The 26673-nt window shown below is 75.0% G+C and carries 26 protein-coding genes and 1 riboswitch; of the genes, 13 read left to right on the plus strand and 13 right to left on the minus strand.

All coding sequences use genetic code 11. The annotated features are described in order from the left end of the window. The first annotated feature begins 112 nt into the window (after positions 1-112). A complete protein-coding gene (locus OHS82_RS32485; protein ID WP_057581278.1) occupies positions 113-1099 on the plus strand; it encodes an SCO1860 family LAETG-anchored protein in 987 nt (328 codons plus the stop codon). 164 nt (positions 1100-1263) lie between these two features. Here the strand turns inward: OHS82_RS32485 and cobC are convergent, their stop codons facing one another. Beyond that, positions 1264-2946: an Rv2231c family pyridoxal phosphate-dependent protein CobC gene (gene cobC / locus OHS82_RS32490; RefSeq protein WP_328435068.1), complete on the minus strand. Its 1683-nt coding sequence runs from the start codon at positions 2944-2946 to the stop codon at positions 1264-1266. Between the two features lie 126 nt (positions 2947-3072). Between cobC and OHS82_RS32495 the strand changes: the two genes are divergently transcribed. Further along, the gene (locus OHS82_RS32495; protein WP_057581280.1) at positions 3073-3801 is read left to right on the plus strand and encodes a ZIP family metal transporter; all 729 of its coding nucleotides are present in this window, start codon (positions 3073-3075) and stop codon (positions 3799-3801) included. 86 nt (positions 3802-3887) lie between these two features. On the opposite strand, the gene OHS82_RS32500 is transcribed toward OHS82_RS32495, so the two are convergent. The 8 genes from OHS82_RS32500 to OHS82_RS32535 all read right to left on the minus strand — a co-directional run bounded on the left by OHS82_RS32500 (position 3888) and on the right by OHS82_RS32535 (position 12648). Next, entirely contained in the window at positions 3888-5375 is a 1488-nt protein-coding gene (locus tag OHS82_RS32500) for a cobyrinate a,c-diamide synthase (protein ID WP_443042378.1), read from the minus strand. 4 nt (positions 5376-5379) lie between these two features. Then, complete coding sequence (gene cobO / locus OHS82_RS32505) at positions 5380-5979, minus strand: cob(I)yrinic acid a,c-diamide adenosyltransferase (protein WP_057581284.1); 600 nt, start codon at positions 5977-5979, stop codon at positions 5380-5382. Continuing rightward, a complete protein-coding gene (locus tag OHS82_RS32510) occupies positions 5979-8045 on the minus strand; it encodes a putative cobaltochelatase (RefSeq protein ID WP_057581286.1) in 2067 nt (688 codons plus the stop codon). The genes cobO and OHS82_RS32510 overlap by 1 nt, the downstream gene beginning before the upstream one ends. Continuing rightward, entirely contained in the window at positions 8042-8206 is a 165-nt protein-coding gene (locus tag OHS82_RS32515) for a hypothetical protein (RefSeq protein WP_328435069.1), read from the minus strand. Before OHS82_RS32515 ends, OHS82_RS32510 begins: the two co-directional genes overlap by 4 nt. Continuing rightward, entirely contained in the window at positions 8203-9735 is a 1533-nt protein-coding gene (locus OHS82_RS32520; protein WP_057581288.1) for a cobyric acid synthase, read from the minus strand. The genes OHS82_RS32515 and OHS82_RS32520 overlap by 4 nt, the downstream gene beginning before the upstream one ends. After that, a complete protein-coding gene (locus OHS82_RS32525; RefSeq protein ID WP_328435070.1) occupies positions 9732-10676 on the minus strand; it encodes a cobalamin biosynthesis protein in 945 nt (314 codons plus the stop codon). Before OHS82_RS32525 ends, OHS82_RS32520 begins: the two co-directional genes overlap by 4 nt. A 100-nt stretch (positions 10677-10776) precedes the next feature. Beyond that, positions 10777-10916: riboswitch (cobalamin riboswitch) on the minus strand. Between the two features lie 222 nt (positions 10917-11138). Continuing rightward, positions 11139-11360 carry a hypothetical protein gene (locus tag OHS82_RS32530; protein ID WP_057581292.1) on the minus strand — a complete coding sequence of 74 codons (222 nt, stop codon included), beginning with the start codon at positions 11358-11360 and terminating at the stop codon, positions 11139-11141. Between the two features lie 34 nt (positions 11361-11394). Further along, on the minus strand, positions 11395-12648 hold the full coding sequence (locus OHS82_RS32535) for an inorganic phosphate transporter (RefSeq protein WP_328435071.1): 1254 nt from the start codon (positions 12646-12648) through the stop codon (positions 11395-11397). A 164-nt stretch (positions 12649-12812) separates the two neighbouring features. Between OHS82_RS32535 and OHS82_RS32540 the strand changes: the two genes are divergently transcribed. The 3 genes from OHS82_RS32540 (at position 12813) to OHS82_RS32550 (ending at position 16429) form a co-directional block, all read left to right on the plus strand. After that, positions 12813-13511 carry a class II aldolase/adducin family protein gene (locus tag OHS82_RS32540; RefSeq protein WP_057581295.1) on the plus strand — a complete coding sequence of 233 codons (699 nt, stop codon included), beginning with the start codon at positions 12813-12815 and terminating at the stop codon, positions 13509-13511. Positions 13512-13614: 103 nt separating this feature from the next. Beyond that, on the plus strand, positions 13615-14769 hold the full coding sequence (locus OHS82_RS32545) for an alpha/beta hydrolase (protein ID WP_328435072.1): 1155 nt from the start codon (positions 13615-13617) through the stop codon (positions 14767-14769). Positions 14770-14995: 226 nt separating this feature from the next. After that, complete coding sequence (locus OHS82_RS32550) at positions 14996-16429, plus strand: hypothetical protein (protein WP_199863886.1); 1434 nt, start codon at positions 14996-14998, stop codon at positions 16427-16429. Between the two features lie 84 nt (positions 16430-16513). On the opposite strand, the gene OHS82_RS32555 is transcribed toward OHS82_RS32550, so the two are convergent. Next, positions 16514-16927, minus strand: a complete 414-nt coding sequence (locus tag OHS82_RS32555) for a VOC family protein (protein ID WP_057581338.1) — start codon at positions 16925-16927, stop codon at positions 16514-16516. A gap of 230 nt (positions 16928-17157) precedes the next feature. Between OHS82_RS32555 and abc-f the strand changes: the two genes are divergently transcribed. The 3 genes from abc-f to OHS82_RS32570 all read left to right on the plus strand — a co-directional run bounded on the left by abc-f (position 17158) and on the right by OHS82_RS32570 (position 20347). Continuing rightward, positions 17158-18756, plus strand: a complete 1599-nt coding sequence (abc-f, locus tag OHS82_RS32560) for a ribosomal protection-like ABC-F family protein (RefSeq protein ID WP_057581301.1) — start codon at positions 17158-17160, stop codon at positions 18754-18756. Positions 18757-19170: 414 nt separating this feature from the next. Next, complete coding sequence (locus tag OHS82_RS32565) at positions 19171-19392, plus strand: helix-turn-helix domain-containing protein (protein WP_004002281.1); 222 nt, start codon at positions 19171-19173, stop codon at positions 19390-19392. A 151-nt stretch (positions 19393-19543) separates the two neighbouring features. Then, positions 19544-20347, plus strand: coding sequence for an enoyl-CoA hydratase/isomerase family protein (locus tag OHS82_RS32570; protein ID WP_057581303.1), 804 nt, complete (start codon positions 19544-19546; stop codon positions 20345-20347). Between the two features lie 142 nt (positions 20348-20489). On the opposite strand, the gene OHS82_RS32575 is transcribed toward OHS82_RS32570, so the two are convergent. Next, positions 20490-21347: a nucleopolyhedrovirus P10 family protein gene (locus OHS82_RS32575; protein ID WP_328435073.1), complete on the minus strand. Its 858-nt coding sequence runs from the start codon at positions 21345-21347 to the stop codon at positions 20490-20492. Between the two features lie 109 nt (positions 21348-21456). Between OHS82_RS32575 and OHS82_RS32580 the strand changes: the two genes are divergently transcribed. From OHS82_RS32580 to amaP, 5 genes are read left to right on the plus strand one after another with little or no spacing between them, the layout of a single operon-like run. Beyond that, positions 21457-21930, plus strand: a complete 474-nt coding sequence (locus OHS82_RS32580) for an Asp23/Gls24 family envelope stress response protein (RefSeq protein ID WP_057581340.1) — start codon at positions 21457-21459, stop codon at positions 21928-21930. Between the two features lie 44 nt (positions 21931-21974). Next, positions 21975-22160, plus strand: a complete 186-nt coding sequence (locus OHS82_RS32585; RefSeq protein ID WP_057581307.1) for a hypothetical protein — start codon at positions 21975-21977, stop codon at positions 22158-22160. After that, on the plus strand, positions 22157-22585 hold the full coding sequence (locus OHS82_RS32590; RefSeq protein WP_107105293.1) for an Asp23/Gls24 family envelope stress response protein: 429 nt from the start codon (positions 22157-22159) through the stop codon (positions 22583-22585). Before OHS82_RS32585 ends, OHS82_RS32590 begins: the two co-directional genes overlap by 4 nt. Next, the gene (locus tag OHS82_RS32595; RefSeq protein WP_328435074.1) at positions 22582-23217 is read left to right on the plus strand and encodes a DUF6286 domain-containing protein; all 636 of its coding nucleotides are present in this window, start codon (positions 22582-22584) and stop codon (positions 23215-23217) included. The genes OHS82_RS32590 and OHS82_RS32595 overlap by 4 nt, the downstream gene beginning before the upstream one ends. A gap of 5 nt (positions 23218-23222) precedes the next feature. Continuing rightward, positions 23223-23801, plus strand: a complete 579-nt coding sequence (gene amaP / locus OHS82_RS32600) for an alkaline shock response membrane anchor protein AmaP (RefSeq protein WP_057581311.1) — start codon at positions 23223-23225, stop codon at positions 23799-23801. Between the two features lie 150 nt (positions 23802-23951). Here amaP and OHS82_RS32605 read toward each other — a convergent pair whose 3' ends face one another. Together OHS82_RS32605 and OHS82_RS32610 are read right to left on the minus strand one after the other, a co-directional pair. After that, positions 23952-24707: an SDR family oxidoreductase gene (locus OHS82_RS32605; protein ID WP_328435075.1), complete on the minus strand. Its 756-nt coding sequence runs from the start codon at positions 24705-24707 to the stop codon at positions 23952-23954. Positions 24708-24712: 5 nt separating this feature from the next. Next, positions 24713-26500, minus strand: a complete 1788-nt coding sequence (locus OHS82_RS32610; RefSeq protein ID WP_328435076.1) for a glycoside hydrolase family 15 protein — start codon at positions 26498-26500, stop codon at positions 24713-24715. Positions 26501-26673: the final 173 nt, after the last annotated feature.

Raw genomic sequence — 26673 nt, forward strand, 5'->3', positions numbered from 1 at the left:
GGTGTGCGCGGAAATCTCACGTTGGAGTGAACTCGGGTCGGCGCGCTGACCGTTCACCCTTCGTACGCGATTCTTGCGGGGTCCCGAAGCGTCTCTTCTGGGGGTCCCACCCTTGAACGGCAACACCTTCCGCATGCCCGCACGCGCCCGTCGCGTCGCCGCCGTCGCGGCGGCCACGGCCCTCGCCGCCGGTCCCGCGGCCCTGGCCGGCGCGGGCCCCGCCCACGCGGGCGACGGCCGGGGCCGCGCGAGCGCCGCCGTGCTGCGCACCGGCCTCGACGTGGCCCTGCTCAACAGATCCGCCGGCGTCCCGCTCGCCGTCTCCCTCAACGAGGTGCACGCGCCGCAGAGCGCCGAGAAGACCGCGCTGACAGCCGAGTTGGACGGCGTCGCAGGCGGAAGGCCGTTCAGCGTGCTGCGCGCCGACGTCGCCGAGGCCAGGGCGACGGTGGACGAGAGGAAGGCCGAGGCGTCCACCCGAGTCGTCCACGCCAGGCTGCACGTCCCCGGCCTCCCGCTGCTCTCCCTCGTCGAGGTCGGCACGGTCACCTCGAAGGCGACCTGCGAGACCGGCCGGCCTCCGGTCGCCGTCGCGAACCTGCTCGGCTCCTTGACGGTCCTGGGCAAGAAGGTGTCGGTGAGCACGGGCGGCACGACGGACGTGAAGGTGCCGGGTGTGGGACAGGTCCGGCTCGACCTGTCCCAGCGCGGGACCACCACCCGCACGGCCGCCGCCACCGCCCTCGAACTCACCGTCTCCGTCGACCCGTTGCAGCTCAACGTCGCCGACGTCACCGGCACGGTGACGCTCGCCGAGGCCACCTGCGAGGCGCCCGTCGCAGAGCCGGGGGAGCGGGCCGGAGAACAGGGCGGGCCACAGGGGGAGGGGACGGGGAAGGAGGAGCAGGGGGAGGAGCAGGAACGGCCGGCCGCGCCGAGCGCCGCCGTGGCCCCTGACGTCCGACCGCAGGCCGCGCCCGCCGAGGCCGACCTGGCGCGGACCGGCGGCGGTTCGCCGGCCCCGTACGTCGCGGGCGGCGCCGTGGCTCTGCTGCTCGCGGGCGGGGGAGCGGTGGCGCTGACCCGTCGGCGGGGCTGACCGAACGGGGCGGGGCACGGGCGCCGACGTCCCCCGGTGCCCGTGCCCCGCCCGGTCGTCGCGCCGCCTCTGCGCCCCGTCCGAGCCTCTGCGCCCCGTCCTGTCGCGGCTCCCCCGCCGGCTCCCTCGCGTCCCGTCCCTCGCGTCCCGTACCCCGAGTCCCGTCAGTCGCGCGTCAGCGCCAGCGCCTGGTCCAGCGCCTGGAGGAAACGGTTCACCGTCGCCCGGTCCCGTACCGCCAGCCGCAGCCACTCCTCGTCCAGTCCCGGGAAGGTGTCCCCGCGCCGGACCGCGAACCCCAGGACCCGCAGCTGCCGGCGGACCGCGGCGGCCCGCGGCAGCCGGACGAGCACGAAGGGGCCCTCGGCAGGCCCCGCGACCCGCAGCCCGTCCGAGGCGAACTCCTCGAGACCGGCGACGAGATGGGCCCGGTCCGCGGCGATGCGGTGCGCCGCGTGCACGGCCTCCGCCAGCGCCCGCGGTTCCACACACGCCTGCGCGGCGGCCAGCGCCGGCGTGGACACCGGCCACAGCGGCTGTGCCCGCTCCAGCTCGGCGATCGTCTCCGGCGCGGCGAGGACGTACCCGATCCGCAGCCCCGCGAGCCCCCAGGTCTTGGTCAGGCTGCGCAGCACCACCAGACCGGGCACGTCCGTCCGTTCGGCGAGAGCCTCCCGTTCGCCCGGCACCGCGTCCATGAACGCCTCGTCGACGACCAGCGTCCGTCCGGCCCGCGCCAGCCGTCGGAGGGTGTCCGCGGGGTGCAGCACCGACGTGGGGTTCGTCGGATTGCCGATCACCACCAGGTCGGCGTCGTCGGGAACCGCCGCCGGATCCAGCCGGAAGCCGTCCCGCGCGCGCAGCAGCACCCGGCCCACCTGGTGCCCGGCGTCGCGCAGCGCCGCCTCCGGCTCGGTGAACTGCGGATGCACGACCACCGGCCGCCGCACCCGCAGGGCCCGCGCCAGCAGCACGAAGGCCTCCGCCGCGCCCGCCGTCAGCAGCACCCGCTCCACGGGCAGCCCGTGCCGCGCCGCGACGGCCGCCCGCGCGGCCCGCCCGTCCGGATAGGCCGCGAGGCCGCTCAGGGACGCGGCGACCCGCTCGAGCAGCCAGCGCGGAGGCGTGTCCGCGCGGACGTTCACGGCGAGATCGACCAGGGCCGAGCCGTCGTCCCGCGTCTCGGCGTCCCCGTGATGGCGCAGGTCGTGCCCGCCGTCGGGAACGCCGGCCAGGCCGTCGGTGAGCTCGTCAGCTTGTCCGTCAGTGTGCATGGGAGTGCGCGTTTCCCTGTCCGTGAGGGTGATGCCCGGGTGGGGGGTGTCCGTGCGGGTGGCGCGCGTCGCGGTTTCCGGCGGCGTGCGCGCGGTTTCGGCGGGCGGGTCCGGTGGGCCGGGGTGGCCCGGCCGGCGCGCGACGGCGCACGTCGCCCTCGCCGGTGTCCCGGCCGACCTGCGCTTGGGCAGCACGAGCTCACCGCCGCCGATCAGCGCGGCCGCCTCCGCCACCGACGCGGTGCCCAGGGCGGCGAACGGCGCGTCGGAGGGGTGGGGCACCGCCACACCCGCCAGCTCCCGCGCGGAGTACGTCACCACGGGCACCCCCAGCCGGCGGGCGGCTTCCACGACGCCCGGTTCGCCGGCCCTGACGTCGACGGTGGCGAGCTCGGCGAGGTCGCGCACGGACCCTCCCGCCTCCCGCAACGCGTTCTCCACCAGCTCCAACACCTCGGCGGCGGGAACCCCCGTGGACGCCCCGACCCCGACGACGAGGGCGGCCGCGGCATGCCCGCCCGCGGTCCCGGACGTCGCGGGGCCGTGCCCGGGGCCGGTGGCGGCGTCGGTCATGCGGGCACGTCCTCTCACCATGGTCTGTGCGGTTCAGGCGGTATCGGGTGTTTCGTCAGGGCTTCGCGGCCGTCAGGTCGTGGCGCGGATGTGCGCGATCGGGGGTCGATCGGATAGCAAGGGTCCATGGCGGTCTTCGTCGCGCTCGGCGCGTTCCTCATGACGCTGGCCGGCGGCTGGACGGCACAGCGCGTGACCGACCGCCGTCACCTCGTGCTGGGCCTGGCCGGCGGCCTGATGCTGGGCGTGGTCGGGCTGGACCTGCTGCCGGAGGCGCTCGACGCCGCCGGCACCGAGGTCTTCGGCGTGCCGGCCGCGCTGCTGCTCTTCGTGGCCGGGTTCCTGCTGGCCCATCTGGTGGAACGGCTGCTCGCGGCCCGCCAGGCCGCGCACGGCGCGGAGGAGGCGGTCCTGCGCGCGCCCGAGGTGGGTCTCACGGCCGCCGCCGCGATGGTCGGGCACAGCGCGATGGACGGCGTGGCGATCGGTGCGGCCTTCCAGGTGGACGGCGGCATGGGAGCCGCCGTGGCGCTCGCGGTCATCGCCCACGACTTCGCGGACGGCTTCAACACGTACACGATCACGAGCCTCTACGGGAACGCCCGCCGCAAGGCCCAGGCCATGCTGGTGGCGGACGCGGCGGCGCCGGTCGTGGGCGCGGCCTCGACGTCCTTCGTCACCATCCCGGAGCAGGTGCTCGGCGGCTACCTGGGGTTCTTCGGCGGCGCGCTGCTGTACCTGGCGGCCGCCGAGATCCTCCCCGAGGCCCACCACGAGCACCCGGCGCGCTCGACCGTCCTGTGCACGATCGCGGGCGCGGCCTTCATCTGGCTGGTGGTCGGCCTGGCGTCCTGAGCGCCTGTGCACGCGCGTCGGAAGGGGGCCGGTCGCGGCGGCGCGCGGTTCCGGCTCCCCGACGGCCCGCACGGCCGGCCCGCCGCTCATGACGTCCGGCACCTCTCCACGAACCGGCGCACCACACCCGGCTCGGACGCCCAGTGCGTGTGCAGATAGCTCGCGTGCACACCCCGCTCCACGAACCCCTCGAGCCGCCGCTGCGGGGTCCGCAGCCCCCACGCCGGGGTGGCGCCCGCGCCGGGCTCCACGACGGTCCGGTGGAACTCGTGGCCCCGCATCCGGGTCCCGGCCACGGCCAGCGCGCTGTCGCTCACGGCGACCGCGTCCCGGTAGCCGAGCGTGAGCCGTCCGCTCATCCGCGCGGTCGCGTCGAGCACCCCGCACATGGGCTGCCCGTCCAGCTCGCGGCACAGGTAGAGCAGTCCGGCGCACTCGGCGGCGACGGGCGCCCCCTGGTCCACGAGGGCCGCCACCGTTTTGCGCAGCGGCTCGTTGGCGGACAGCTCGGCCGCGTACATCTCGGGGAATCCGCCCCCGACGACCAACCCGGCGGTTCCTTCGGGCAGTCGCTCGTCCCGCAGCGGATCGAAGGGGACGACGTCGGCGCCGGCGGCGGTGAGCAGCTCGGCGTGCTCGGCGTAGGAGAAGGTGAAGGCGGAGCCGCCGGCCACGGCGACCACCGGCCGGCCCGTGCCCCCCGACGCCGGCCCGCGGGCGTCGGACCGCGGAGCCCGGGCGTCGAGGGCCGGCACGGGCGCCGGCACGGGCACGGCGGCACGCAGGGCCTCGGCCGCGTCCCACGGCGCGCAGGACAGCTCTCCCGCCCCGCGCGCCAGCGCGAGCAGCGCTTCGAGGTCGCACCCCTGCGCCACCTGCGCCGCCATCGCCGCGACGGAGTCGACCGCCTCGGCCCGCCGTTCGGCGACCGGCACCAGCCCCAGGTGCCGGGACGGCGTGTCCACCCGCGAGGCCCGCCGCACCACGCCGAGCACCGGCGTCCCGGCCGACTCCAGCGCGTCCCGCAGCAGTTCCTCGTGCCGGTCCGAGGCGACCTTGTTGAGGATCACGCCCCCGACCCGCACCTGCGGGTCCCAGGAAACGAACCCGTGCACGAGCGCCGCCACCGACCGGGACTGCGACGAGGCGTCGACCACGAGCACCACCGGCGCCCGCAGCAGCTTCGCCACCTGGGCGGTGGAGGCCAGCTCGCCCTCTCCCGCGGCCCCGTCGTACATCCCCATCACGCCCTCGACGACCGCCAGGTCGCAGCCGCGGGCGCCGTGCGCGAACAGCGGGCCGACCAGCTCCGGCCCGCACAGGTACGCGTCGAGGTTGCGGCCCACCCGCCCGGTCGCGAGCGAGTGGTACCCGGGGTCGATGTAGTCCGGCCCGACCTTGTGCGGGGACACGGCGAGCCCGCGCGCGGCGAACGCGGCCATCAGCCCCGTCGCGACGGTGGTCTTGCCGCTGCCCGAGGAGGGCGCGGCTATCACGAGCCGGGGCACGCAGGAGGGGGCCGCGGGCGCCGGCGCCGGGGGCGCGGACGGCGTCGCAGCGGGGGGCGTCAGCACGGCGTCACCACTCGATGCCCCTCTGCCCCTTCTGCCCCGCGTCCATCGGATGCTTGACCTTGGACATGTCGGTGACCAGGTCGGCGAAGTCCACGAGCTTCTCGGGCGCGTTGCGTCCGGTGATCACGACGTGCTGCGTCCCCGGCCGGTCCCGCAACACCGAGATCACCTCGTCGACGTCGATCCACCCCCAGTGCAGCGGATAGGCGAACTCGTCGAGCACGTACAGCTTGTACGCCTCGGCGGCGAGGTCCCGCTTGACCTGCTCCCAGCCCTCGCGGGCCTTCTCCTCGTTGTCGAGCTGCTCGTCGCGCTGCACCCACGACCAGCCCTCGCCCATCTTGTGCCAGTCGACGGAACCGCCCTCGCCGGACGCCCCCAGCACCCGCAGCGCGTTCTCCTCGCCGACCTTCCACTTCGCCGACTTGACGAACTGGAACACCCCGATCGGCCACCCCTGGTTCCAGGCCCGCAGCGCGAGCCCGAAGGCGGCGGTCGACTTCCCCTTGCCGATGCCCGTGTGCACCATGACGAGCGCCCGGTTGCGACGCTGACGCGTCGTCAGTCCGTCGTCCGGCACGACACTCGGCTGTCCCTGCGGCATTAAGCGGCCCTCCTCGAAGTCCCCTGCACGTCTTTCACCAGTCCCGCGATGGAGTCCGCCCGCAGCTCGTCCAGCGTGACGGCGGTTCCCCCCAGCTCCGCGGCGAGCTCCCCGGCGAGCCCGAGCCGTACCGGCCCCGACTCGCAGTCGACGACGACGCTCGCGACGCCCTCGGCCGCGAACAGCCGGGCGGCCCGTCCGGCCGTCGCGACCGGCTCGGGGCCCCCGGTGGCCCGTCCGTCCGTCACCACGACGACCAGCGCCCGCCGCGCGGGATCCCGCAGCCGCTCCACGCGCAGCACGTCGTGCGCCCGCAGCAGCCCGGCGGCCAGCGGCGTGCGCCCTCCGGTGGGCAGCGACTCCAGGCGTACGGCGGCCGCGTCCACCGACGAGGTGGGCGGCAGCGCGACGTCCGCGCCCGAGCCGCGGAAGGTGACGAGCCCGACCTTGTCCCGCCGCTGGTACGCGTCCAGCAGCAGCGACAGCACCGCGCCCTTCACGGCGCCCATGCGCTGCCGGGCGGCCATCGACCCCGAGGCGTCCACGACGAACAGCACGAGGTTCCCCTCACGCCCTTCCCGGACCGCCTGCCGCAGATCGTCGCGCCGCACCACCAGCCCCGGCCCGGACCGGCCCCGCGCCCGCTGGTGCGGGGCGGCGGCGTGCACGGTCGCCGCCAGGTGCAGCTTGGTGAGGGCGCCCCTGGGGCGCCGGGCGCCCGTGGTCCGGCCGTGCTCGGTACGCGCCCGCGACCGCCGCCCGGCGGCGCCCTCGCCGATGCCGGGCACGCTCAGCGTCTTGGTGCGGAACGGCTCGGCGGCCCGCACGGGGGACTGCTCCCCGGCTCCCGGGCCGGCCGGCGCCGGCTCCGCGCCGCCCTCCCCGCGCCCGGCGTCGGGGCCGGCGCCGTCGCCCTGCGGCGGCACGGTGGCGTCGCCGACCGCGTCGCCCGACCCCGGCGGCAGCCCGCCCCCGCCGTCGGGGCCGCCCTCGGGACCGTCGCCGGGGCCGCCCTCGGGGCCCTGCGGGCCGGGGTCGGGGTCCTCGTCGTCCGAGCCGCCGAACTCCTCGAGCGTCTCGTCGAGTTTGTCCTCGTCGAGTCCGGGCGCGTCGAAGGGGTTGCGCCGCCTGCGGTGCGGCAGCGCGAGCAGCGCCGCCTGCCGTACGTCCTCCGCGAGCACGTCGGTCCGTCCCGCCCACGCGGCCAGCGCGGTGGCTGTGCGCGCCATGACGATGTCGGCGCGCATGCCGTCCACCTCGAACGCGGCGCAGGTCGCCGCGATCTGACGCAGCGCCGCGTCGCCCAGCCGCACCGACGGCAGCAGCTCGCGCGCGGCCGCGATCCGGCTGCGGACGGCGGCCTCCTCGTCCGCCCAGCGCGCGGCGAACGCCTCGGGATCGTCGTCGTGCGCGAGCCGCCGCCGCACCACCTCCACCCGCTGGTCGGGCTCGCGCGAGGCCGCCACCTCCACCGTCAGCCCGAACCGGTCGAGCAGCTGCGGCCGCAGCTCGCCCTCTTCGGGGTTCATGGTGCCGACGAGCAGGAACCGGGCCGCGTGCCGTACGGAGACGCCCTCGCGCTCGACGTACGAGGCGCCCATCGCGGCCGCGTCCAGCAACAGGTCGACCAGGTGGTCGTGGAGGAGGTTGACCTCGTCGACGTAGAGGATGCCCCGGTGCGCGTCGGCGAGGAGCCCCGGCTCGAAGGCCTTCACGCCCTCCGCCAGCGCCCGTTCGATGTCCAGCGCGCCCACCAGCCGGTCCTCGGAGGCGCCGACCGGCAGCTCGACCATGCGCGCAGGCCGCGTCTCGGACGCCCCCGGCTCGTGCGGTCCGTCCGGGCAGGCCGGGTCGGGCGAGGCCGGGTCGCAGGAGAACCGGCAGCCGGTCACCGCGTCCAGCGCCGGCATGAGCGCGGACAGCGCCCGTACCGCCGTCGACTTGGCGGTGCCCTTCTCGCCGCGCACCAGCACACCGCCCACCGCCGGCGACACGGCGTTCAGCAGCAGCGCGAGCCGCAGGTCGTCCTGGCCGACGACGGCCGTGAACGGGAAAGGAGTACTCACTTCTCGTTGCCTTCCAACTCGCCCTCCGGCTCGGGACGGACGTCCCGCAGCCGTTCGGTGGTGTCGCGCCGCGGCCACCGGCCGGACTCCCCCGTGAACGGGACGCCGCCGGCCGACGGCGACGGCCCGGCCCCCGTGCGGGCGCGAGCGCGGCCGCTCATGCGGGAGCCCCCGGGGGAACGAACGGCAGCCCCGGCGGCGCGCCCGACTCGATCAGCCGCCACAGAGCGTCGGTGTCCGCGTGCTCCTCGATCAGATCGCCGAGCCGGTCCAGCTGCTCCTCGCGCAGCGCGGCGAACGAGGTGTCGGGAGCGGGCACGAAACGCCGGCCCGCGGCCGCGGCCACCTCGCGCAGGAAGGCCCGCCGGAACCCGTCCGACTCCAGCGAGCCGTGCCAGTGCGTGCCCCAGACCTGACCGACCCGGCAGCCGTCCAGGGGGTTCCCGCGGTCGTCGCTGAGGAACGCCTCCCCGCCGTCCACGGTGGCCACCCCGTGGTGGATCTCGTACCCCTCGACGGGCTCGCCGAGGGCTTCGCCGACCGGGCGGGTGAGGGTCTTCTCCGGGGCGAACCGCACCCGCACGGGGAGCAGTGCGAGCCCGTCGACCCGGCCGAGCCGGCTCTCGACCTCGTCCTCGATCCGCGTGCCGAGGATCTGGTAGCCCCCGCAGACGCCGAGGACGGGCCGCTGCTCGGCGGCCCGGCGCACCAGCGCGTCGGCCAGCCCGCGCTCGCGCAGCCACTCCAGCGCCCGCACGGTGCCCCGGGTCCCCGGTACGACGACCAGGTCGGCGTCGGCCAGTTCCTCGGGCCGGTCGACGAACCGCACGACGACGCCGGGCTCGGCGGCCAGCGCGTCCACGTCGGTGAAGTTGGACATCAGCGGAACCGCGCAGACGGCGACCCGCAGCACGTCCTCGCCGACCGGCGGGGCGGTGTTCGACTCCCGCACGGTTCCCCGCAGCGAGACCCTCAGCCCGTCCTCCTCGTCGATCCCGAGCCCGTGCCGGAACGGCAGCACCCCGTACGTCCGCCGCCCGGTGAGCCCGTGCAGCATGTCCAGGCCCGGCTCCAGCAGGGAGACGTCCCCCCGGAACTTGTTGACGAGGAACCCGGCGACCAGTTCCTGGTCCTCGGGCGACAACAGGGCGACCGTGCCGAAGAACGACGCGAACACCCCGCCCCGGTCGATGTCGCCGACGACGAGCACGGGCAGCCGCGCGCTCCGCGCGATCCCCATGTTCACGATGTCGGTCCGCCGCAGGTTGATCTCGGCGGGACTGCCCGCCCCCTCACAGATCACCGCGTCATACGTGCCCCGCAACTCGGCGAGACAGTCGAGAACGGTGCCGAGGAGTCGTTGCTGCCGGCCTCCGTGATAGCCGCGGGCGCTCATCTCGCCCACCGGCCTGCCCAGCAGCACGACCTGGCTGCTGCGCTCCCCGCCCGGCTTGAGCAGCACGGGGTTCATCAGCGCGGTCGGCTCCACCCGGCAGGCCTGCGCCTGCATGGCCTGCGCCCGTCCGATCTCGGCGCCCTCGCGCGTCACGAAGGAGTTGAGGGACATGTTCTGCGCCTTGAACGGCGCGACCTTGACGCCCTGTCGCACCAGCCACCGGCAGATCCCCGCGGTGACGACGCTCTTGCCGGCGTCCGAGGTGGTGCCGGCGACGAGGAGCCCCCCGCTCATGACTGACGTCCCTTCGCGACCAGGCGCGCGGCGACGGTGACGCCGAGCGCGAGCAGACCGACGCGGCGGGAGAGCCGTGCGGCGCGTTCGATGTCGTGCACGGCGACGGCCCGTCCGGCCGCCCCGTTGAGCACCGGCCGGTGCTCGACCCGCCCGTCGTACGCCAGGGTCCCGCCCAGCCGCACCCCGAGGGCGCCCGCGAAGGAGGCCTCCACGGGGCCCGCGTTGGGGCTCGGGTGACTGCGGGCGTCGGCTCGCCAGGCCCGCAGCGCGCCGCGCGGATCGTCCCCCGCCGCGGCGGCCAGCACGGCGGTCAGCCGCGCCCCCGGCCACCCGGCGAGGTCGTCGAGCCGGGCGGAGGCCCAGCCGAACCGCAGGTACCTCGGCGAGCGGTGACCGACCATCGCGTCAAGGGTGTTGACGGCCCGGAACCCGACCAGTCCCGGCACGCCGCCCACGGCGCCCCACACCAGCGCCCCGACGACGGCGTCGGAGGTGTTCTCGGCGACGGACTCCACGACGGCCCGGGCGATCCCGTCGGCGTCCAGCGCCTGGGGATCCCGCCCGCACAGGTGCGGCAGTCGTGCGCGGGCCGCCTCGACGTCCCCCGCCTCCAGGGCCCGCCCGATCGCGCGTGCCTCGCGGACGAGTGAACTGCCCCCGACGACGGCCCAGGTGGCGGCGGCGGTCAGGGCGACGGAGGCGGCGGGGGAGCGGCGCGCACCCCGCGAGGCGACGGCCCCCAGGGCGACGGCGCCGCCGGCGCACACGACGGTGTGCAGGGCGCCCCACCCCCGGTGGTCGCGCCACAGCAGCCGTTCGACGGCGCCCGCGGCCCGCCCGAACACGGCGACCGGATGCCCGCGGCGGGGGTCGCCGAGGAGCAGGTCGCCGAGAAGGCCGGCGGCGGCGCCGTACGCGTGGACGCGCTCGGCACCCATCGGGTCAGCCGGCTGTGGGGGCGGGGGTCGGCTCGGTGGTGACGCTCGGTCGGCAGCCGCACATGGCAGAGGTCCTCACTCAGGGTGTCCGCGCCCTGGTTCGACGAGACCGGCGGCGAGAGTTCCTGGCTCCCGGGGGATTTCCTCCCCGGTGACAGTGGCGGGACCGCGCCGGACTCGCACCGGCTTCCTCTTCTGCCGCCGTAATGGCCCGGGCAGTCCACCACGGGCCCGGAAGGGCCGTCAACTTGCTGTTGACCTGCGCGGGGAGGATGTGCAGAACCCCACACGGCGGGGCCGACGGGGTTCGGGAACGGGGTGCGGAGCGCGGGTACGCGCACCGGGCACGCGGACGAGGTACGGGAACGGGGTGCGGGACGGCGATCCGTCCCGCACCCCGCGAAGGTCCACGATCCGTCGAACCACGACCTGCCGAACCGCGACCCGTCGGACGACGACGTGTCAGACCACGATCAGCGAGATGCCGTAGGCCACCGCCGCCGCGCAGGCGGCGAAGCACGCGTACGCGCCCGTCACCGCGAGGGCGGCCGAGCCGCCCTCGGCCGTCGCGCGTTCCCTGCGCGACAGGCCCATGACCCCGAGGGTGAACAGGGCGACGAGGCCCACGGTGACCACGAGGCTGACGCCGAACACGGAGCCCAGGGCTGCCCAGTCGATCTTCATGCCGGTTCTCTTCCTTCGTTCCGGTGGCGCGGGCTCAGACGGCCGCGGCCGGGGGAGCGGCGGGGGCGGGCGGCGCGGCCGGCGCCGGGATGGTGGCCGTCAGGTCCGTCGTGACGTCCTCGGCCGGCATGCCCGTGGGAGGCGGCGCGACCATGGCGATGGCCGTGGTGATCACACCGGCCGGCTCCTCGGCCTCGTTGACGTTCGACGCGTCGACGACCTCGCGACGGGAGATTTTCCAGATGGCCGCGCTGGAGGCGATCAGGAAGACGGCGACCACGCCCGTGCCCCAGTCGCCGAGCCCGGTGACCGACTCGGCGAGTGCGCCCACCAGGGCCGCGGCCGGGAGGGTCAGACCCCAGGCGACGAACATGCGGGTCGCCGTCGACCAGCGGACCACGCCGCCCTTGCGGCCCAGCCCCGCGCCCATCACCGCACCGGAGACCGAATGCGTGGTGGAGAGGGAGAAGCCGAGGTGCGAGGAGGCCAGGATGACCGTCGCGGCACTGGTCTGGGCCGCGAACCCCTGCTGCGGCTGGAGGTCGGTCAGCCCCTTGCCCATCGTGCGGATGATGCGCCAGCCGCCGAGGTAGGTGCCGAGCGCGATGGCCAGACCGGCGGACAGGATGACCCAGGTGGGCGGGTCGGAGTCGGGGGCCACGGCGCCGCCGGCGACCAGCGCGAGGGTGATGATGCCCATCGTCTTCTGGGCGTCGTTCGTGCCGTGGGCGAGGGAGACCAGGCCGGCCGACGCGATCTGGCCCGCGCGGTAGCCCTTGTCCGCGGCCCTGCCGTCGGCCTTGCGGCCCAGCGTGTAGGAGAGGCGGGTGGCGAGCATCGCCGCGAGGCCCGCGACGATCGGCGCGGCGACCGCCGGCAGCAGCACCTTGGTGACCAGCACGTCACCGTGCACGGCGCCCGTGCCGGCCGAGGCGATGGTGGCGCCGATCAGACCGCCCATCAGGGCGTGCGAGGAGCTGGAGGGCAGGCCCACCAGCCAGGTCAGCAGGTTCCAGAGGATCGCGCCGACCAGGGCGGCGAAGATGACCTCGGGACGGATGCCGGTCTCGTCGACGAGACCCTTGGAGATCGTGTTGGCGACCTCCACCGAGAGGAAGGCTCCCACAAGGTTCAGCACGGCGGACATGGCCACCGCGACCTTGGGCTTGAGTGCACCGGTCGAGATGGTCGTGGCCATCGCGTTGGCGGTGTCGTGAAAACCGTTCGTGAAATCAAACGCAAGTGCGGTTACCACCACAATCGCGAGGATCAGCGAGAAGTTTTCCATTTACCCAGGCAATCGTTCGAAGTCATTGGCTGATTGACCGTAGGCAACCTGGGTGAACGGAAGATGAACTGAGGCGGGCGTCACGGTGTCCGGATGGCGGGGTTGCGATATCGCCCGCGCGAGGGGCACGGGCGGGCCCCGGGAGCGCCTGGCAGGATCGCGGCATGGCTGAGCATCGAGGCGAGCGACCGGACGTCCGGCGGCAGGGGCGGCGGGCGTCCCCCGAGGAGGCGCGGGCCTGGACGGAACTGGTGGCGGCCGCCCGCCGCACGGTCGCCGACGGGCTGGTCGTCGGCACCTCGGGCAACGTCTCGGTGCGTGTCGGCGACACCGTGCTCGTGACGCCGTCCGGCGTGCCCTACGACCGGCTCGCCCCGGACGACGTCACCGGCGTCGACCTCACCGGCCGGCAGGTCCTCGGCGCCCTGGTCCCCACCAGCGAACTGCCCATGCATCTGGCCGTGTACCGGGCCACCGACGCCGGGGCGATCGTGCACACCCACGCCGTGCACGCCACGGCCGTCTCCACCCTCGTCGACGAGCTCCCCCTCGTCCACTACATGGCGAGCGCGCTCGGCGGACCCGTCCGCGTCGCGCCCTACGCCGCGTACGGCACCGAGGAGCTGGCCGCGCACACGCTCCGGGCCCTCGAGGGACGGTCCGGCTGCCTCCTGCGCAACCACGGCACCCTGACCCACGGCGCCGGCCTCGACCAGGCGTACGACCGCACGGCCCAACTGGAGTGGATGTGCCGCCTGTGGCTGACCGCCTCCTCGGTGCCCGGCCGCACGCCCGCACTCCTGACGGAGGAACAGGTCGCCCAGGTGGGGGAGCGTCTGCGGGGGTACGGGCAGCCCGGCTGACGGCCGGGGCCGACGGCCGGGCGGGCGGTCGGCTTTCCCGCGTGCGTCACCCCCGGCGGCCGCACCACTGGCCGGTCTGCGCAATGGCCACGACACTGGGCTCGTGCGCACTGTCACAGCGACGGCCGCCGCCGTCACCGCAGCCCTGGCCGCCGGCGCCGCCGGTGTCGCCGTCGGGCGGTTCGCCAGCGACGCCGCGTTGAAGGCGCCGCCCGGCCGGCCCCTGCCCACCGAGCCCCGGCTCACCGTGCACGGCACGGCCGCCGGACAGGTCACCCTCACGCGCGACCTCGCGGCCCTGCGCCCCGGCGCCTACGGCCTCTCCGGCAACGGCTCCCACGCCGTCGTCGGCCCGGTCCTGCCCGACGCCCCGCACTCCGCCGACACCGTCGTGCGCCGGCTGGAACGCGTCACCCACGGCTCCCTGGACGCCGGCGACGCGGTCTGGCTCACCCCGAACCTGTACGTCGGCGACCCCGGCAGCGCCCTCGGCCTCGACCACGCCGACGTCGACGTGCCCGGCGAACTGGGCAACCTGCCCGCCTGGTTCGTCCCCGGAGCCCGCCGCACCTGGGTGATCGCCGTGCACGGTCTGGGGACCACCCGGGAGCACGCCCTCAACCTCATCGGCTTCCTGCACGGCGCCCGCTTCCCCGTGCTCGCCCTCGCCTACCGCGGCGACCTCGGCGCGCCCCGTCCCCCGGACGGCCTGAACCACCTCGGCGCGACCGAGTGGCGTGACCTGGACGCGGCGATGCGGTACGCCGCGCGCTACGGCGCCCGGCGGGTCGTCCTGCTCGGCTGGTCCACGGGCGCCGCCATGGCCCTGCGCGCCGCCGCCGACTCCGGCCTGCGCGACCTGGTCTCGGGACTCGTGCTGGACTCCCCGGTCCTCGACTGGCGGTCCACGGTGCGCGCCCTCGCCGCCGCCCGGCACACGCCCGCCGCCCTGCTGCCGCTCGCCGTCCGCGCCGCCGAGGGCCGCGCCGGCATGGCGGGCGGCTCCCCCGGCACCGGCGGCACGGGCGGTCCCGGCGGCGCGGACGGCAGCCCGGCGCGGCTGCGGGTCCCGACGCTGGTGTTCCACGGGCCCGACGACGCCGTCGCCCCCTGGGCCGACAGTCGCCGGCTCGCCGACCGCCGCCCCGACCTGGTAGCCCTCCACACCGTCCCGCACGCCCCGCACGGCGCCATGTGGAACCCCGACCCCCGCGCCTACGAGGAAACCCTCCGCCGCTTCCTGACCCCCCTGATGTGACCCGCCCCCGGCCGCGTCCTTGCCCCGCGTCCCTGCCCGCGCCCCGGCCGGGACCGGCGTCTCGTCGTGGTCCGAGCGGAGCGGGACGGTTCGTTCCGTTTAACCCGGTACCACTGGCTTGAAGACGTCTCCGCGGCCCTCACGGCACCCCGTGATCCGGGCGGTCCTGCGGCCCGCCGAGCCATTCCGTTTGGGTTTTCGGACCGTCAACCGGAAGACTGCACCCGTGACGTCCCGTATCCCGCGCGACTCCAGGCTTCGACTCGTCCGCCCGCGACCCCTGGCCGCCGCCCCCTCAGCTGTGAACGAGCGGCGCCCGCGCCGCCCCGCCCCCCGCCCGCCGGAGGGCACTCCGGCGCCCGCGGAGCTGGCCAGAATGGCGCGCTCCGGACTGGCCGCCGCGGCCCGCGTCGCCCGCTGGGCGGACAACGCCCTCGGCCCCGGCCGTGACGCGGCGACGGCCGACGGCAAGGCCACCCTCTCGGAGACGACCGCCGAACGGGCGGCCTCCGATCTGGGTCTGACGACCGATCGGATCCGCGCAGACTGGGACACCGCCCGCCTCGCCGGACTGGTCGAGGTGCACGGGGACAGCGCCCGGCCCGGCTGGCGGCTGCGCGCCTGGGACCGTGACGACAGCGCCGTCCTGCGCGGCTGGGTCGCCCTGTTCGACGCCTGGTCGCTCGCCTCACCGGAACCCGAGGAGCAGGAGCCGGCCGCCGTCGCCGAGGTCGTCTCGGCCATGCCGCAGGTGCTCTCCTTCCTCCAGCTGTCCGCCGGGCCCGTCCCCGTGGAGCAGCTTCTGGACCTGCTGCGCCAGCGCGTCACCGAACTGCGCACCGAGCGCTGCGAGGTGCCCTACGGCGCAGGGTCCGAACCCGCGGCCCCGCTCGCCCCGGTCCCCGTCGACGCCGACCCGGCGGAGCCCGCCCAGGACGCCGAGCTCGCTCCCCTCCTCGACTGGGCCCTGCACGCCCTCGCCTCGGTGGGAGCGCTCACCTGCGGCGGCGGGCAGGCCACCCTGACGCCGCTGGGCAGCTGGGCGGTCTGGGTCAAGCTGGAGCAGATCTGCGTCGCCGCGCAGAGCCCCGCCGGCAACATCGAGCAGTCGGCCGAGGGCATGCTCCGCGGCTGCGCCCAGCTCCGGCCGAACGCGGCCCGCGCCGAGTACCGCGCCTGGCTCGCCGCCCGGACCGTCGGCAGCGCCGTCAACGAACTGCTGCTCGCCGCCCGCGGCGACGACGCCCTGCTGCGCGGGCTCGCCTTCGAGGCGCTGCGCGTGGTCGGCGCCCCCGCCGAGCCGGACGTCCGTGCCGTCGTCGAGGAGCCCGCCCTGCGGCCGTACGCCCTGCTGTGGCTCGCCGAGCACGACGGCGTCGACCCGGAGGACGCCCACGAGGTGCTCACCCGGGAGGAGGCCACCTGGCTGTGGGTCGACACCGCCGCGGCCGTCGCCGACCACGGGGAGGCGCCCATGCTGGTCCGCCACCTGGAGTCCGCGCTGCAGCCGACCGTGCCGGCCCTGCTGACCGAGGTGCGGGCCGTAGGGCATCCGCGCACCGTGCAGGTGCTGGTGGCGCTGGCCGCCGCGCATCCCGATCCGGCGCTGGCCAAGGCGGTCCGCCGGGCCGCCTTCCAGGTGCACACCGGCGGCAGCTGACCCGCGGGGCGACCGAGCGCGGGGCGACCCGGCCGCGAGGCGGCCGACCGCGGGACGGCCCATGGCGGGACGGCCGACGGGCGCTCAGCCCGAGGTCTCGGGCGCGTACGTGCCGAAGCTCCAGATGTTGCCCTCGAGGTCGCGGGCCATGTAGTCGCGAGAGCCGTAGTCCTGGTCGGTCGGCGGCATCAGGATCTCCGCGCCGTGCTCCGCGGCCCGCCGGTGGTGTGCGTCCACGTCGTCCACCACGACGTAGACGCCGGCCGGGCCCGCCTGCCTCATCGCCGTGTCGAAGACGCCGCCGCGGCCCTTCGAGCCGAGCATCACCGCGCCGTTGCCCTGCACCAGCTCGGCGTGCAGGACCTTGCCGTCCTCGCCCTCGTACACGGACAGTTCGGTGAAGCCCAGGGCCTCCGTGAGCTGCCGGATCGCGGCCTTCGCGTCGGCGTACAACACCGTCGGGAAGACGCTCGGGCGCCCGCCGTTCGTGCCTGCCATGCCGATCACTCCCTTGTGACCCGTGCCGGATTCGTGCCCGCCCAGTCTGGCAGCCACCACCGACAACGCCCCGCGACGACGCCTCCCGCGAAGATCGAACACCTGAACGCAGAAAAAGTGCTTGCACGGTCCCGTTAGACTGGCCCCCATGGCCATTCTCCTCGCGCATTAGACGGCGGGAACGTCCTCAGCCGCCCATCCCGCCAACGACCTCGCACTGGAGTCTGTCCGTGATCTCCGCCTCCGGCATCGAGCTGCGCGCCGGCGCCCGCATCCTCATCGAGAACGCCTCCTTCCGTGTGGCCAAGGGCGACCGCATCGGTCTGGTCGGGCGCAACGGCGCCGGCAAGACGACGCTGACCAAGGTCCTGGCCGGCGAGGGCATCCCGGCGGGCGGCACCGTCACCCGCTCCGGAGAGGTCGGCTACCTCCCGCAGGACCCCCGCACCGGCGACCTCGACGTCCTCGCGCGCGACCGCATCCTCTCCGCGCGCGGCCTCGACGTTTTGATCCGCAAGATGCGCGAGAACGAGCAGCGGATCGCCAACGGCTCGGGCGCCACGCGCGACAAGGCGATGCGCCAGTACGAGCGCCAGGAGACGGAGTTCCTCACCAAGGGCGGATACTCCGCCGAGGCCGAGGCCGCCACCATCGCCGCCGCGCTCAACCTGCCCGACCGGGTGCTCGGCCAGCCCCTGCACACGCTCTCCGGCGGTCAGCGCCGCCGCGTGGAGCTCGCCCGCATCCTCTTCTCCGACGCGGACACGCTGCTTCTCGACGAGCCGACCAACCACCTCGACGCCGACTCGATCGTCTGGCTGCGCGACTACCTCAAGACCTACCGCGGCGGCTTCATCGTCATCAGCCACGACGTCGACCTGGTCGAGACGGTCGTCAACAAGGTGTTCTACCTGGACGCCAACCGCTCCCAGATCGACGTCTACAACATGGGCTGGCGGCTCTACCAGCAGCAGCGCGAGTCAGACGAGAAGCGCCGCAAGCGGGAGCGGCAGAACGCCGAGAAGAAGGCCGCCGCGCTGCACTCGCAGGCCGACAAGATGCGCGCCAAGGCCACCAAGACGGTCGCCGCGCAGAACATGGCCCGCCGCGCCGACAAGCTGCTCTCCGGCCTGGAGGCCGTGCGCGCCTCCGACAAGGTCGCCAAGCTCCGCTTCCCCGAGCCCGCCCCCTGCGGCAAGACGCCCCTGATGGCCGAGGGCCTGTCGAAGTCCTACGGCTCGCTGGAGATCTTCACCGACGTCGACCTGGCCATCGACAAGGGCTCGCGCGTCGTCATCCTCGGTCTGAACGGCGCCGGCAAGACGACCCTGCTGCGGCTGCTCGGCGGCGCCGAGCAGCCCGACACGGGTGAGGTCGTCGCCGGTCACGGTCTCAAGCTCGGCTACTACGCGCAGGAGCACGAGACGCTCGACCCGCAGCGCACGGTCCTGGAGAACATGCGGTCCGCCGCCCCCGACCTGGACCTGGTCGAGGTCCGCAAGACGCTCGGCTCGTTCCTGTTCTCCGGCGACGACGTCGACAAGCCCGCCGGCGTCCTCTCCGGCGGTGAGAAGACCCGGCTGGCCCTCGCGACCCTGGTGGTCTCCTCCGCCAACGTGCTGCTGCTCGACGAGCCCACCAACAACCTCGACCCGGCCAGCCGCGAGGAGATCCTCGGCGCGCTGCGCACCTACAAGGGCGCGGTCGTCCTCGTCACGCACGACGAGGGCGCGGTGGAGGCACTGCAGCCCGAGCGGATCATCCTGCTCCCCGACGGCGTCGAGGACCTGTGGGGCGCCGACTACGCGGACCTGGTCGCCCTGGCCTGACCGGCGCCCGGCGACGGGAGCCGCCGGAGCCGCGCGGAGTCCGGCGGTCCGCCGCGAGGAGACCCGGGCCGATGCCCGATCCCGCGTGGTGGATCATCCGTCTGGATCATTCGGCCTACCGGTGATCCATCATCTGTGTGAGATCTCCTCGTATCGAGGTGTGTCCTACATCCATGTCACGGCCGATCCCTTTGTCGACAGGGGGTCGGCCGTCGCGCGTCTCTGACCTGCCCTTTCGCGGAGCAACCCGTTCGGTCGTACGAACGCCGTCGGCTGGAATCATGGATTCCGTTTGTGGGCGCCCGCTCCCGTCGTCAAAACCCTGTCGCACGGACCTTGCCGAATGGGTGGCCATCGGGCCGCTGAGGGGTGATCATGAGGAGACCAGAGCGCACTTCCCATGAGGAGGCACGGGTGGCCGAGACTCTGAAGAAGGGCAGCCGGGTGACCGGCGCCGCGCGCGACAAGCTCGCGGCAGACCTGAAGAAGAAGTACGACTCCGGTGCGAGCATCCGGGCGCTGGCCGAGGAGACCGGCCGCTCGTATGGCTTCGTGCACCGGATGCTCAGCGAGTCGGGCGTCACGCTCCGTGGGCGTGGCGGGGCGACTCGAGGCAAGAAGGCCGCCTCGTCCTGACCGGGGGCGGCCCATCGGCTTCGACGGTGGTCACTCGGCCGGCGTCCTTCCGGGTCCTGTGAGGGGCCCGGGAGAACCTGAGACCGGCCGGGTGGTTACTGTGCAGTCACTTAGCTGACCGCTAGCTGACCGCACCCACCGGAGGCGCCCCATGGCCACGCCCGACCAGGAACTCGTTCCCCTGCTCGACAAGGACGGCGTACGGCTCACCGTCGACGACACGCTCGCCACGGTGACGCTGGCCAACCCGGCCAAGCGCAACGCGCAGAGCCCTGCCATGTGGCGGGCGCTCGCGGAGGCCGGGCGGCTGGTGCCGGGCTCCGTCCGCGTGGTCGTGCTGCGCGGCGAGGGCAAGTCCTTCTCCGCGGGGCTCGACCGGCAGATGTTCACGCCCGAGGGGATCGAGGGCGAACCGTCCTTCATCGATCTCGCACGCGGTGACGACGCCGAACTCGACGCCGCCATCGCCGGGTTCCAGGAGGGCTTCACCTGGTGGCGGCGCAACGACGTCGTGTCCATCGCCGCCGTCCAGGGACACGCCATCGGAGCGGGCTTCCAGCTGGCCCTCGCCTGTGACCTGCGCGTCGTCGCGGACGACGTGCAGTTCGCCATGCGCGAGACCAGCCTCGGCCTCGTGCCGGACCTGACGGGCACCCACCCCCTCGTCTCCCTCGTCGGCTACGGCCGCGCGGTCGAGATCTGCCTGACCGGCCGCTTCGTGCACGCCGAGGAGGCGGTGAGCACCGGGCTCGCCAACATCGCCGTTCCCGTGCAGGACCTCGACGCCACGGTCCGGGAACTGGCCACGGCGATCCTCGCCGCGCCCCGCGAGGCCGTCATCGAGACCAAGGCGCTGCTGCGCGGCGCGGGCGACCGCACCTACGACGCCCAGCGAGCCGCCGAACGCGCCGCCCAGGCCCGCCGTCTGCGCGACATGGCCGGTCTGGGGGAGTGACCACCGGCTGAGGCCGCCGCCCGGCGTCCGTCGTGACCCGTGCCCCCTGTGCCCCCGGCGCCGCCTGGGCCACCTGTGAGCCCCGTCCGGCCGGCGCCGCGGAGGAGGGCGGGCGCCGGCCGCCGCCCTCGGCCGCCCGCTCTCAGTCGACCGCCGTCACCAGCACGGCGACCGTCGGACGGTCCGGCAGGGCCGCCGACACGGCGGTGCGGACCGCGAGCGCCACGTCCAGCGTGCGAGGGGTCGCGGCCGCGGTGATCTCCAGCTGGACGTGGCGGCGAGGCAGAGCTGCCGTCGCGTCGTGACGCCCCTCGAGCCGGACCGCCCGCCCGAGGACGCCGCTCGTACCGGTCACCCCCGGCACGGCCAGGGCCGCCGCGGCGGCGAGAGCCTCGTCGCCCGCCAGGTCGGCACCGCCCGGCGCCGGGGCCGACGCCGGTGTGACGCCCGGCCGGGGCTGCCGGCCGGGCCCCGGGCCCGGTGCCGCGCCCCTCTCCGGTCCCGACTCCGCGCCCGTCTCCGGTCCCGTCGCCATGTCCGGCCTCGCGCCCGCGCCCGCACCGGCGTCCGGTCTCACCCCGGTGTCCGCCTCACTCTCCGGCCCCCTGTCGAGCAGTTCCGTCACCCGCAGGTCGATCTCCGACACCACCAGTCCGAGCCGCAGCGTGGCGGTCGTCGCCAGCGCGCTGCGCAGCCGTTCCGTCGTCGTCGGCAGCGGCTCGTACGCCGCCGCCGCGCACTCCGCGGTCACCCGCAGGGGCCCCGGCGGCAGCGCACTCGGCGGAGCCGGCACGGCGGGCTCGAACGGCCCGTCCGGATCGGCGAGCTCCAGTCGCAGCACTCCCAGCCGTACACCTGCCACGTTGTGCGCCGCCCGGCGCAACACCGCCTCCGCCGCCGCCTCGGTGAGCCACGCGCCGTCCCGCGGCCCACCGAGGGGAAGCAGTCTGCCGAGTCCCAGCCGGCGCCGCACCGCGCCCGTCCATCCGTCCGACGTCATTGCTCAAGCCTGCCGCATCCCGTAAGCGAGGTCGGGCAACCGCGCTTACCGTGGTCGGAGGGATGACGAAACGAACCGGACGTAAGGACGTACGGCGATGAGCGAGTCGATGGAGCAGCAGATCCGTACGCAGACCCCCGAGGGCGGGACCGAACCGCTGCAGACCCGCAAGGCGGCCCGGCGCGGCGGCGGGGCCCCGGCGACCCGCGGGCGGACCACCATCGCCGACGGTGTCGTGGAGAAGATCGCCGGCCTCGCGGCCCGCGACGTGCTCGGCGTCCACGCCATGGGCAGCGGCATCAGCCGTACCTTCGGCGCCGTGCGCGACCGGGTGCCCGGCGGCTCGAAGTCGGTCTCCCGTGGCGTCAAGGCCGAGGTCGGCGAAGTGCAGACGGCGCTCGACCTCGAGATCGTCGTCGACTACGGCGTGGCCATCGCCGACGTCGCCCAGGCCGTGCGGGAGAACGTGATCGCGGCGGTGGAGCGGATGACGGGCCTCGAGGTCGTCGAGGTCAACGTCGCGGTGAGCGACGTCAAACTGCCCGACGAAGAGGACGAGGAGCCGGAGCCCCGGATCCAGTGAGACGAGAGACGGCCGGGTGACCGGACCGCCGAGGGGAGAGCACCTTGAGCATGGCCGTGGTCGGCATGATCGCCGGCATGGCGCTGGGCTTCGCCGGGTACTTCGGCGGGTTCGGGGCCTTTCTGCTGGTGGCGGCGCTGGGCGTCGTCGGGTTCGTCGTCGGCAGGTTCCTGGAGGGGGACCTGGAGCTCGGCGACTTCTTCCGCACCCGCGACGACCGGCGCCGGTGAACCCGGTGAGCGGGGGAGGCGACGCCGATGACGGGTTCGGCGCACGCCGGGCCGCCGCCGTCCCCCCGGGCGGACGCGGCGCGACCCGCATCGCCGACCGGGTCGTGGCGAAGATCGCCGCCGAGGCCGCGCGCGAGGCGGTGGGCCCGTTGCCGCCCGACGCCGGCCGCCCGCACGCCACCGTCGTCGTGCGCCCGGCGCACCCCGGCTCGGGCGGGGGAGGCCCCGTCGACGCCGCGCACGTCCATGTCCAACTCGAACTCGACTACCCGAGCGACCTCGGCGCGCGCTGTCGCGCCGTGCGTCGGCATGTCACCGAGCGGGTAGGCGCATTGGCGGGAATGACGGTTCCGGAGGTCGCCGTCCAGGTCGAACGGCTCCACCTGGCGCCGGACCCCGGTGCGGCACACGGGAGGACGCGATGAGCGAGCCGGGAGGCCCGCGGAACGGCACGGCGCACGTCCTGGAGAAGGCACCGGCAAAGGCCCCGCCCGGCCGGGACGGCGACGGCCGCGCCGACCACCGGTTCTGGTCGGCGCGCCGCGTCCCGGCCGGCGTCGTCGCGGTCCTGCTGGCGGCGGTCGCGGGTGTGTTCCTCTACGACGTGGTCGCCGTGCGCGTCCACCGGCCCGCCATGGCCTGGCGGCGCGGACTCGCCCACCAGCTCGCCGACCGTCCCGTCGACGACACATGGGTGCTCGTCGGCGCCGGGGTCGCGGCCGCGCTCGGCCTGTGGCTGATCGTCCTGGCCGTCACGCCGGGGGTCCGGCAGATGCTGCCGATGCGCCGCCCGCGCCCCGACGTGCGCGCGGGTCTGCACCGTGCCGCCGCCGCCCTGGTGCTGCGCGACCGGGCCATGGAGGTCGCCGGCGTGCGGTCGGCGCGGGCGCGCGCGGGCCGTCGCAGGGCCGACGTGTCCGTCGTCTCCCACTTCCGCGATCCGGACGACGTCCGCGCCGACCTGGACTCCGTCCTCACCGACGCGGTCCACGGCCTGGGGCTGGTCCGGCCGCTCACGCTCTCCGTCCATGTGCGCCGGGCCGGGAAGAAGGGGTGAGGGCGATGCCCGCAACCGTGAACCGTGTGCTCCTCGCCCTCGTCGGACTGGTGCTGCTCGCCGTCGGCGGCGCGGTGCTGGCCGTGGGGCTCGGCGCGCCCCCGCCGTCCTGGTGGCTGCACGACGGCCCGCACGACGCGCTCCTCAGCGCCGCCGAACGCACCCACTGGCGCGGCGAGGCGTGGTGGTGGCCGACGGTGATCGCCGTCCTGGCCCTTCTCGTCCTGCTCACGCTGTGGTGGCTGGGCGCGGTGCTGCACCGCCGCCGCCTCGCCGAGGTCCTCGTCGACACCGGAGACGGCGCGGGAGCGCTGCTGCGCGGTCGCGCCCTGGAAGGGGTGCTGTCGGGTGAGGCGTCCCGGCTGGACGGCGTCGCCCAGGCGCACGTCCGGCTGGCCGGGCGGAGCGAGGCCCCCGAGGCCCGGGCGCGTCTGCTGCTGGAGCCGCACGCGGAGCCGGTGACCGTCCTGGACGACCTCAGCGACCACGCGCTGGCCCACGCGCGGGACTCCGCGGCGCTGCGGGCCCTGCCGGCCGAAGTCCGCCTCACGGCGGCCGGGCACAAGTCGGAGCGGGTCACCTGACCGGCGCGGACGGGTACGGGCACCCGCCCGGCCGCCCGCGCCGACGACTCGCGCGGGGCCGCCCGGCCACCCGCGCGGGGACGACCCGTCGCGGGTCGCGGGCGGGCGCCCGGCCCGCTCCGACTCGGTGATTGCGGCGATGTGCGGTGCTCAGAAGCCGTGCCGCATACCGCCGTCGACGGGCACCATGATCCCGGTCAGGTAGGAGGCGGCCGGCGACAGCAGGAACGCGGCCGTCCGTCCGAACTCCTCCGGCAGGCCGTAGCGCCGCAGCGGAATCCGGGACTCGTTCGCGGCCCGGGTCGCCTCGGGGTCGGCCGACAGACCGTCCAGCTCCCGCACCCGGTCGGTGTCGATGCGCGCCGGCAGCAGGCCCACCACCCGGATGCCGCGCGGCCCCAGCTCGTCGGAGAGCGACTTGGCGAACCCGGCGAGCCCGGGCCGCAGGCCGTTGGAGATGGTCAGCCCGGGAATCGGCTCGTGCACCGAGCCCGACAGCACGAAACCGACGACCCCGCCCGCCTCCAGCTCGGCGGCGGCCGCCCGGGCCAGCCGGACCGCCCCGAGGAACACCGACTCGAAGGCGCTCTGCCACTGCTCGTCCGTGTTGTCGGCGACGAACCCGGGCGGCGGGCCGCCCACGCTCACCAGCACCCCGTCGAACCCGCCGAACGCGTCCCGGGCCGCCGCGATCAGCCGGGCCGCGGCGCCGGGGTCGGCGTTGTCCACGGCGACGCCGAGGGCGTTCGGGCCCAGCTCGGCCGCGGCGTCGGCGACGCGCTTCTCGTCCCGTCCGGTGAGGACGACCTTCGCGCCGTCCGCGACGAGCTCACGCGCGGCGGCGTTGCCGAGTCCGCGCGTGGCCCCGGTGACGACGTACACCCGGTCCTTCAGTCCAAGATCCATGGCTCCTATCCTGCCTCCTCGCCGTCGAACAGGGTGAGGGCGGTGTTCACCAGGCCGACGTGACTGAACGCCTGCGGGAAGTTGCCGAGGTGCCGCCCGGCCACCGGGTCGTACTCCTCCGCCAGCAGCCCCACGTCGTTGGCCAGACCCACGAGCCGTTCGAACAGCTCGCGGGCCTCCTTCGTGCGGCCCGTCATGTGCAGGGCGTCGGCGAGCCAGAACGAGCAGGCCAGGAAAGCCCCTTCGTCGCCCGGCAGACCGTCGACGGGCGCGCCCTCGGTGCTGTAGCGGTGCAGCAGGCCGTCGTGCCCGAGCTCCGCACGGATCGCGTCGACGGTGCCCACGACGCGCGGGTCGTCCGGCGGCAGGAAGCCGACGCGCGGGATGAGCAGCAGGGAGGCGTCCAGGTCGGCCGAGCCGTAGTACTGGGTGAACGTGTTGCGCCGCGGGTCGTAGCCCTTCTCGCACACCTCGCGGTGCACCTCGTCGCGCAGGTCCCGCCAGCCGGTCAGGTCGCCGCTGAGCTCCGGGTACGCCTCCAGCGCGCGGACGGCCCGGTCGGCGGCGACCCACACCATGACCTTGGAGTGCACGAACTGCCGCCGGCCGCCGCGCACCTCCCACAGCCCCTCGTCCGGCTGCCGCCAGTTGTCGCTCAGCCAGTTCATCAGCGCGCACTGCAGGGACCACATGTGCGGCCGGGGCGACATGCCCGAGGTCCGGGCCAGCGACAGGGAGTCCATCACGTCGCCGTAGACGTCCAGCTGGAGCTGCTGTACGGCGCCGTTGCCGATGCGTACGGGCGTGGAGCCCTCGTAGCCGGAGAGCCAAGGCAGCTCGGACTCGGGCAGCCGCCGCTCGCCGGACAGCCCGTACATGATCTGCAGGTCCGCCGGATCGCCCGCGACGGCTCGCAGCAGCCAGTTGCGCCACGCCTCGGCCTCCTCCTCGTACCCGGCCGCGAGGAGGGCGCCGAGGGTGAGGGTGGAGTCGCGCAGCCAGCAGAAGCGGTAGTCCCAGTTGCGGACGCCGCCCACCTCCTCCGGCAGCGAGGTGGTGAGTGCGGCCACGATGCCGCCGGTCGGCTGGAAGGTGAGGGCCTTGAGGGTGATCAGGGAGCGGACGACGGCGTCCCGGTGGGGGCCGGTGTAGCGGCAGCGGGCGGCCCATCGCCGCCAGTCGTCGACGCTGGTGGCGAGCGCCTCGTACGGGTCGACGAGCGTTGGGCGGGACTCGTGCGAGGGATGCCAGGTGAGCACGAAGGCGACCGACTCGCCCTCGGCGAGGGTGAACTCGGAGAGCGTGGTGAAGTCCTCGCCCCAGGTGTGCACGCCCGGTTCGCTGCGGAACCAGACCGCGTCGGGTCCGGCGACCGCCACGTGGTGCCCGTCGGCGCGGCGCATCCACGGCACGACCCAGCCGTAGTCGAAGCGCAGCCGCAGCGTGCTGCGGACGGCGACCCGGCCGCGCAGCCCTTCGACGACGCGCACCACGTCGGGGGCCTGATCGCGCTGCGGCATCAGGTCGGTGACCCGGATCGCGCCGTCGGCGCTCTCCCACTCGGTGTCCAGGACGAGCGTGTCGGGCCGGTAGCCGCGCCGGGTGCAGGCGCCCGTCACGCCCTGCGGGGCGATGCGCCAGTGACCGTTCTCCTCGTCGCCGAGGAGGCGGGCGAAGCAGGCTCCGGAGTCGAAGCGGGGCAGGCAGAGCCAGTCGACGGAACCGTCCATGCCGACCAGGGCGGCGGTCTGCTCGTCGCCGATGAGGGCGTAGTCCTCGATGCGGGGGTGCACGCCTTGCGGTTTCCCGGCGGACCGGGGAGGCAATCAGGGGTGCGGCCGGGTGAGTGACGTCGGGTGCGCCGGGCCGCCGTCGACGAGAGGACGACGCCCCGGTCCGACGGCGCCCGGTTCAGCACCCACAGGCCGATCAGTGTCGCCAGGGCGAAGACGACGGCCATCAGCAC

The sequence above is a fragment of the Streptomyces sp. NBC_00425 genome (assembly GCF_036030735.1).
Classification (GTDB): Bacteria; Actinomycetota; Actinomycetes; order Streptomycetales; family Streptomycetaceae; genus Streptomyces.